The organism is uncultured Merdimmobilis sp., assembly GCF_902471145.1.
Taxonomy (GTDB): Bacteria; Bacillota; Clostridia; order Oscillospirales; family Ruminococcaceae; genus Merdimmobilis; species Merdimmobilis hominis.
Genome location: NZ_CABRJC010000018.1, coordinates 37128 through 44392 on the forward strand (window position 1 = coordinate 37128; position 7265 = coordinate 44392).

4 protein-coding genes are annotated in these 7265 nt (G+C 56.2%); 3 read left to right on the plus strand and 1 reads right to left on the minus strand.

Annotation, left to right across the window (positions count from 1 at the left end):
• Nucleotides 1–290: 290 nt before the first annotated feature.
• Nucleotides 291–1532, plus strand: coding sequence for a M20/M25/M40 family metallo-hydrolase (locus RDQ42_RS08590; protein ID WP_054332195.1), 1242 nt, complete (start codon nt 291–293; stop codon nt 1530–1532).
• Between the two features lie 267 nt (nt 1533–1799).
• On the opposite strand, the gene rlmD is transcribed toward RDQ42_RS08590, so the two are convergent.
• Complete coding sequence (gene rlmD / locus RDQ42_RS08595; protein WP_308588546.1) at nt 1800–3152, minus strand: 23S rRNA (uracil(1939)-C(5))-methyltransferase RlmD; 1353 nt, start codon at nt 3150–3152, stop codon at nt 1800–1802.
• A gap of 552 nt (nt 3153–3704) precedes the next feature.
• Here rlmD and RDQ42_RS08600 point away from each other — a divergent pair.
• Both RDQ42_RS08600 and RDQ42_RS08605 read left to right on the plus strand, forming a co-directional pair.
• A complete protein-coding gene (locus RDQ42_RS08600) occupies nt 3705–5624 on the plus strand; it encodes an ABC-F family ATP-binding cassette domain-containing protein (protein ID WP_308588547.1) in 1920 nt (639 codons plus the stop codon).
• A gap of 143 nt (nt 5625–5767) precedes the next feature.
• The gene (locus RDQ42_RS08605; RefSeq protein ID WP_054332196.1) at nt 5768–6964 is read left to right on the plus strand and encodes an AI-2E family transporter; all 1197 of its coding nucleotides are present in this window, start codon (nt 5768–5770) and stop codon (nt 6962–6964) included.
• Nucleotides 6965–7265: the final 301 nt, after the last annotated feature.

Sequence of the window (7265 nt, forward strand, 5' to 3'; positions counted from 1 at the left end):
GCCCCAGGGGGGGAAGCCCCCATAAAAAGGCGAAATTTTTGATAGGCAGTTTTTGCCAACAGGACTATTGTACTACAGAAAGGGGGAGATCACAACCGGGAAACCGTCGAGTCCGGGAATTTTCATCGATCGATCCGGCGGGGAAAAACAGAAGAGAATATAGATGAAATTCATAGATTGTTTCCATGTATCAGGAAAAATCTACTTGATTTTGCACAACAAAAGGCGCATAATAAAACCATAGATTTTGGCAAGCAATTCATTGACATACAACAAGGAGGTATTTTGCTATGGATTATGTAGTTTCCCCCAAGGTGAAAGAAATCGTCGACAAAATGGTTTCTCTGGACGCGGTGAAAAAGGGGTTGGAGTTCATTAAAGAGGACAACGACCAGACCGTGCAGAACCAGCTTGACCTGGCAATGATCCCCTCTCCCACCTTCCATGAGCAGGAGAAAGCCAAAGCCTTTATGAAATATTTTGAGGATTTGGGCCTTTCCGATGTACATATGGACCGGTTTGGCAACGTAGTCGGCACCCGCAAGGGCAAGGGCAAAGGCCCCACCGTCCTGATGGAAGGCCATATGGACACCGTGTTCCCCATGGATACCAAGCTGGAGCCCAAGATTGAAAACGGCGTCATCCATCTGCCCGGCATCGGCGACGACACCCGCGGCATGGTGGTCTGTCTGACCGTTGCCCGGGCTTTGGACGCTGCGGGCATTGAAACCGACGGCGACATTGTCTTTGTGGGCACTGTGGAAGAAGAGGGCATGGGCTCTTTGGGCGGCATGAAGAAATTCCTGTCGGAGAATAAGATCGATGCAAGCATCAGCGTAGACGGCCCCAGCCCCATCGGCATCACCTATGAGGCCACCGGTTTCAAGACCTATGAGGCCACCTTCTACGGCATCGGCGGCCATGCCTACGGCGCTTTCGGCAAGGTTGCCAATCCGCTGCACGCCGCAGCCAGAGCGGTCGCTAAGATCGCGGATTTCCAGGTCCCTGAGGACCCGAGAACCACCTTCTGCGTGTCCAACTTCCACGCGGGCAGCGACGCCAGCATCCATGCCATCGTGCCCAGTGCCACCATCAAATTCAACTTCCGCTCCAACTCCGCTGAGGAACTGGAGAAACTGAACACCCGCATTATGAACGCCCTCCAGGAGGCCGCCGACGAGGAGACCGCCAGATGGGGCAAAGACACCATCACCTGGGATTACAAACAGTACTGCGACGTTCCCGCCGCTTCCCAGGACCCCCACACCCCCATCGTAGAGGCGCTGTACACCATCATCAAACACCTTGGCTATGAGCCCAAGTTTGAACAGGGCGGCTCCACCAACTGCAACATGGCCTTGGATGCCGGTATCCCCGCCGTTTGCCTTGGCTCCGGCGGCCCCAGCACCGATGCCCATATGCTCTCTGAGTTCTTTGTCATCGATAAAGCTTATGAGGGTGCCCAGCAGGCATTCCTGCTGGCTTTGGCCCTGGCTGGCGTCAGCGGCAGTTCCCCCAGCGTCATGGAATAAATCCCTAGTTATAAAAAAACTCCCCCAGGTTTTATAAAGCCCGGGGGAGTTTTTGGTGTAGGATTCGGGCGCCGCTGCACCCGCTTTTGAAGCAATTCGGATATCCGCCGGCTTTCTGTGCTCAGCGGGGGAGGGGCTGTTCAGTAGGCGGGCAACTTATTTTCTGGCCCGGTCTGTGGAAGGCTTGCCGGCCCGATATTTGGCGTATCGCGCCTTCTGTCCCCTCCATTCTATAAAGAACGCCGCCCGTACTTTTTTAGAGCCGACTTATTCCCTGGAAAGCAAGACAACCGTCTCCACATGGCAGGTGCGGGGGAAGAGATCCACAGCCTGGGCTTTGACCGCCCGGTAGCCCAGTTTGGCAAATTCGGCACAGTCCCGGGCGGCGGTGGCGCTGTTGCAGGAGATGTACACCACCCGGCTGGGGGCCATCCGGGCGATGGCTTCCAGCACCGGGAGATCGCAGCCTTTGCGGGGCGGATCCACCACCACTACATCCGGCCGGATCCCCTCGTCGGCCAAGGCCGTGGCTGCCTGGGAGGCGTCGGCACAGAGGAACCGGGCGTTTTTCACCCCGTTTTTGCGGGCGTTTGATCGGGCGTTTTCCACCGCTTCTGGGATGATCTCCACCCCGATCAGCTCCTTTACCTGCCCGGCCATCGAGAGGCCGATGGTTCCCGCCCCACAGTAGAGATCCACCAAGGTCTCCTCTCCGGTGAGGGCGGCGAACTCTGCGGCCTTGCGGTATAAATTCTCCGCCGACGAGCGGTTCACCTGGTAAAAAGCCAGAGGGGAGATGTCCACTTTTACACCGCACAGAACATCGGTGATATGGTCTTTCCCATAGAGGGTGCGGCACCCTTTGCCCAAAATCACATTGGTATTTTTGGTGTTGGTGTTGAGGATGACCGAAGTTATAGCCGGCTCCACCTTCAATAGGCGCTCGACCAACTGCTGCTCTTTGGGCATGCTCCTGCCGTTTGCCACCAGGCAGACCATGATCTCCCCCGTCACCTCCCCATAGCGCAGATAGATATGGCGCACAAGGCCCTTGCCGGTGGTTTCATCGTAGATGGAGATGTTTTCCCTTTCTAAAAAGCCCTGGATCTCGGTCAAGATTCGGGCGAAGGAGGGGGGCTGGAGCCGGCAGTCCACACAGGGGATCACCTCATGGCTGCGGGGGGCATAAAAGCCGATAGCCACCTTGCCGTCCTTTTTCTGCACCGGGAATTGGGCTTTGTTGCGGTAGCCCTCTTCTTTTGGGGAGGGGAGAAGGGGTACCTGAGGCAGGTCCACCCCGCCGATCCGCCGGAAGTTCTCAAACACCCAGTTGTTTTTAAACCGCTGTTCCTCCTCGTAGGAGAGGTGGCGGAAACTGCATCCGCCGCAGCGGCGGTAAACAGGACAGTCGTTTTCCACCCGGTTGGGAGAGGGGGAGAGGATCTCTTCCACCTTGCCAAAGCAGTAGTTTTTTAAAACCTTGACCACCCGGACTTTCAACTGGTCCCCCACGGCGGTCATGGGGACAAAGACGGCGATCCCCTCGTGATGGCCCACCCCTTGGCCTTCGTGGGTGATGTCGGTGATGGTCAGGGGGATGATCTGATTTTTTTGCAGCATAGTTGCCTCCAGGAAAAAGGGGCAGCCCCCTTCTTTTGATGTAAATGGTAATATGGCCGAGAAAACTCCCGGTGAAACGTGCCGCAAGCTCTGTTTGTAACATTGGGCGGCAAATTTCTTCCCAATAATCACGTTGCGATTATTGCAGCATGAAGTCTGCACAAACAGGAAAAATTTCGGTGGGGCTTTGCCCCAGGAGGGCGCTCCGCCCGAAAGAAATTTCTTCCCCAATAATCGCGTTGCGATTATTGTAGCACAGTTAGACCCCAAACGCCAGGGAAGAACGACAATATCTTTGCTTTGCACCGCCGGATACAAGGGAAAATCCGGGCTCCCAAGCGCCAGGGGAGTGGACTTTTTGCCCGGAACAGGCTACAATAAAAAGGACAGGCTCTTTTTCCATTCTGGGGGAAGCTGGCCCCCATCGCCTGCCAGTGCCGGAAAATCCTAATCGGTCCGGCCGTATCGGTTTGTCCAGGGGCTGAGGAGCCCCGCCCGCGGCAAACCCTCTTTCATCCGCTTTAATCTGACATTTGCTATAGGAGAATACCAATGCTGTTATCCCTGGAAAACGTGACAAAATACTATGGCGGGACCTTGATTCTCGACCATGTGAATTTAAAATTGGAGGACGCCGACCGGGTTGGTCTCATCGGCGTCAATGGGGCGGGAAAATCCACCCTGCTCAATATCATCGTGGGCGACCTGGATGCAGACGAAGGGGTCATCGCCCGGACCGGCGGCAAGACCTTTGGCTTTCTGCGGCAGAACAGCGGCCTCTCCCTGGGCAACACCATAGGGCAGGAGCTGCGAAGCGTCTTTTCCCATCTGCTCGCCTTGGAGGAGGAGATGCGCCGGGTGGAGGGGGAGATGGCCTCCCTTTCTGACCACAGCACCGGTGCCTACCATGACCTCGCCCAGCGGTATGCCGCCATGCAGGCGGAGTTTGAGGCGGGGGATGGGTACCAGATCGACGTGAAGATCAACACCATCCTCAACGGTATGGGGTTTGCCGGCCGGGACCGGGACACTTTGATCGACAACCTCTCCGGCGGGGAAAAAACCCGCCTGGCTCTGTGCAAGCTGCTGCTGGAGGCCCCGGACCTGCTGATCCTGGACGAGCCCACCAACCATCTGGATTTTAAAACCCTCATCTGGCTGGAGGAATACCTGAAAACCTACAAAGGCGGCCTTTTGATCGTCTCCCACGACCGGTACTTCCTGGATAGCCTGGTGACCAGCGTCTGTGAGATCGAATACCACAAGCTGGTTCGCTACCCGGGCAACTACACCAAGTACGTGGCCCTCAAGGACGAGCGGCTGGAGCGCCAGCAGAAGGAATACGACCAGCAGCAGGCGGAGATCGCCCGTTTGCAGGAGTATGTGGACAAGAACATCGTCCGGGCCACCACCGCAAAAAGCGCCAAAAGCAAGCGCAAGGCCATTGAGCACATGGAGCTGGTGGAGAAGCCCAATCCCCCGGTGAAATCGGCTAAAATGCGGTTCACCTATGAGCTGGAGCCGGTGAAGGATGTGCTCCATGTTTCCGACCTCTCCATCGGCGTGGGCTGGGGGGAGAGTGCCAAGGTGCTGTTTGAAAGCCTCAGCCTAGATGTGATGCGGGGGGAGAAAATCGCCCTCATCGGCGCCAACGGGGTAGGCAAATCCTCCCTGCTCAAAGCGGTGCAGGGGCTGATCCCCGTCCGCCACGGCCGGGTGGAGTGGGGCAAAAACACCAAAATCGCCTACTATGAGCAGGAGGACATCCTCCTCAACAGCCAAAAAACGGTGCTGGATGAGCTGTGGGACCGTTACCCCCACATGCTGGAGGTGGAGGTCCGCACCGTGCTGGGGAATGTGCTCATCCGGGGGGAGGACTGCTACAAACTGGTCTCTGACCTCTCCGGCGGGGAGAAGGCCAAGCTGAAATTCGCCATCATGATGCTCCAGCACGCCAATGTGCTGATCCTGGACGAGCCCACCAACCACCTGGATCTGATGAGCAAAGAGGTGCTGGACAAGGCCTTGGGGGAGTACACAGGCACGGTGATATTGGTCTCCCACGACCGGTACCTCCTCAACAAATTCCCCACAAAGATCATTGAGATGTTCCCCGACCGGCTGGTGTCCTACAGCGGCAGGTACGAGGAGTATGTGGAGAAAAAGCGGGAACAGGCAGCTTTTGCAGCAGCTTCCCGCCCGGTGGAGAAGAAAGAAGAAAAACCGGAGACTTCTTATCACCGCACCAAGCGCCAGCGCAGCGAGGACGCCGCCCGCAAGCGGAAGATCGCCCAGCTGGAGGAGCGGATCGCCGCGGCGGAGGAGGAGATTGCCGCCCTGGAGGCGGGCCTTGCCGACCCGGAGATCGCAGGGGATTACCAAAAGCTCCAGGAGCACTGCGCCCTGCTGGAGGAGAAGCGGGTCCAGTTGGCGGCGGATACCGACGCCTGGTGCGAACTGGTGGAAGGCTAAGCAGCTGCATCCGATGTGCACTAAGGCAGAGGCGGCGGTGTTTGTAAAGGAATAGCAAATTTTTTCCAATCCATCTGGCTTTTTTTCCCCAGATCGAGTATACTAAGACCGTACCGGCAATCTGTTGGGAAGGAGTCGTGAAGTTGAAAATTGAATGGAACCGGAAATACAACACCATAGCGGTCTACGCCTTTTTGGTGGTGGTTGCCTCCATTGTCTTTTTGGCAGGGGTGTTGAATTTCCAATGGCTGATGGGGATGACGATGAAAATCATCAACCTGTTGATGCCGTTTATCTATGGCTTTGTTATGGCCTATATCCTGAACCCGGTGCTGCACTTCATTGAATCGAAGATCTTTCCCCCATTGTTTGGGGATCGAGGCAGTTATAAACTGCGGCGGGCACTGTCCATTTTTTTAACCTATTTGTTTGCCTTTTTTACCATCGGCGTGTTCTTCAGCAGCGTGATCCCCCAGATTGTGGAGAGCGTCTACAACCTGGCCTCCCGCATTCCCTCCTATTTGGGTTCCATAGAGGGGATTATCCGTCAGATTGTGGCGGAAACCAACTCGGTGGATCTCCCCTCCGATGTGGTGGACAGCTTGGTAATCAGCTTTGAAGATGCCCTCAATTCCCTGTATGCCGTCCTGCGGGCAACCCTGCCAGTGCTGATGGACTTCACCGTAAAATTCTCAGCTGGGGTGCTCAACTGGGTGCTTGGCCTCATCATCTCGGTGTATATGTTTATGGGCAAGGAGCGGTTTTTCGCCCAGGCCAAAAAACTGCTGTACGCTTTGTTTGAAAAGGATACGGTGGATGAAATCCTCCGCCAGACCAGGGACAGCCACGCGATTTTCAGTGGGTTTATCACCGGCAAAATCCTGGATTCCCTGATCATCGGGCTGATCTGTTTTGCCTGCCTGAGCGTTTTCCGCATGCCCTATGCCATGCTGATCAGCGTCATCGTCGGGGTCACCAACGTGATCCCCTATTTCGGCCCGTTTATCGGGGCGATCCCCTCGGTGTTTATCATGCTGACGGTCAGCCCTATCAAGGCGCTGTTTTTGGCTTTGTTCATCCTGGTGCTGCAGCAGTTTGACGGCAACATCCTGGGCCCCAAAATCCTGGGACAGTCCACTGGGCTTTCCGCCTTTTGGGTGGTGTTTTCCATCATGCTGTTCGGCGGCTTGTTCGGGTTTGTAGGGATGTTTATCGGGGTGCCCACCTTCGCGGTGATTTACTCCAACATCCGTGCCTTTGCCGAGCGGCGGCTGCGCCGGAAGAACCTCCCCTTGGCTACCAGGGATTACGCCGTAGATGCCCACGACCTTGTGGATTGATACTGGAAAATAATAAAAAGAATCCCCTTCCTGACCTGGGTCAGGAAGGGGATTCTTTTGTGGAAGCAGGCCCCTGCGCACCCACACGTCCTGTGAAAACAAGGGGCGCTGCCCGCCCCCAAACCCCCGTGGTCCCTTTCTGACGAGAGAAAGGGACAAAAGCTCGCCGGGGAGACCCCGGCCCCCCACATCGCCGCAATGGGTGCGCTCGGAAAATCTTTCTTAGAGGTTTCCCCACCTCGAGCGAAAGATTTTTCCGCTGCCGCGGATTCCCTCGCGGGGCTGCAAGAAGCCCACTTTT

Coding starts and splice junctions, on each gene's coding strand:
- RDQ42_RS08590 (WP_054332195.1), top strand. CDS start 291: ATGGATTATGTAGTTTCCCCCAAGGTGAAAGAAATCGTCGACAAAATG.
- rlmD (WP_308588546.1), bottom strand. CDS start 3,152: ATGCTGCAAAAAAATCAGATCATCCCCCTGACCATCACCGACATCACC.
- RDQ42_RS08600 (WP_308588547.1), top strand. CDS start 3,705: ATGCTGTTATCCCTGGAAAACGTGACAAAATACTATGGCGGGACCTTG.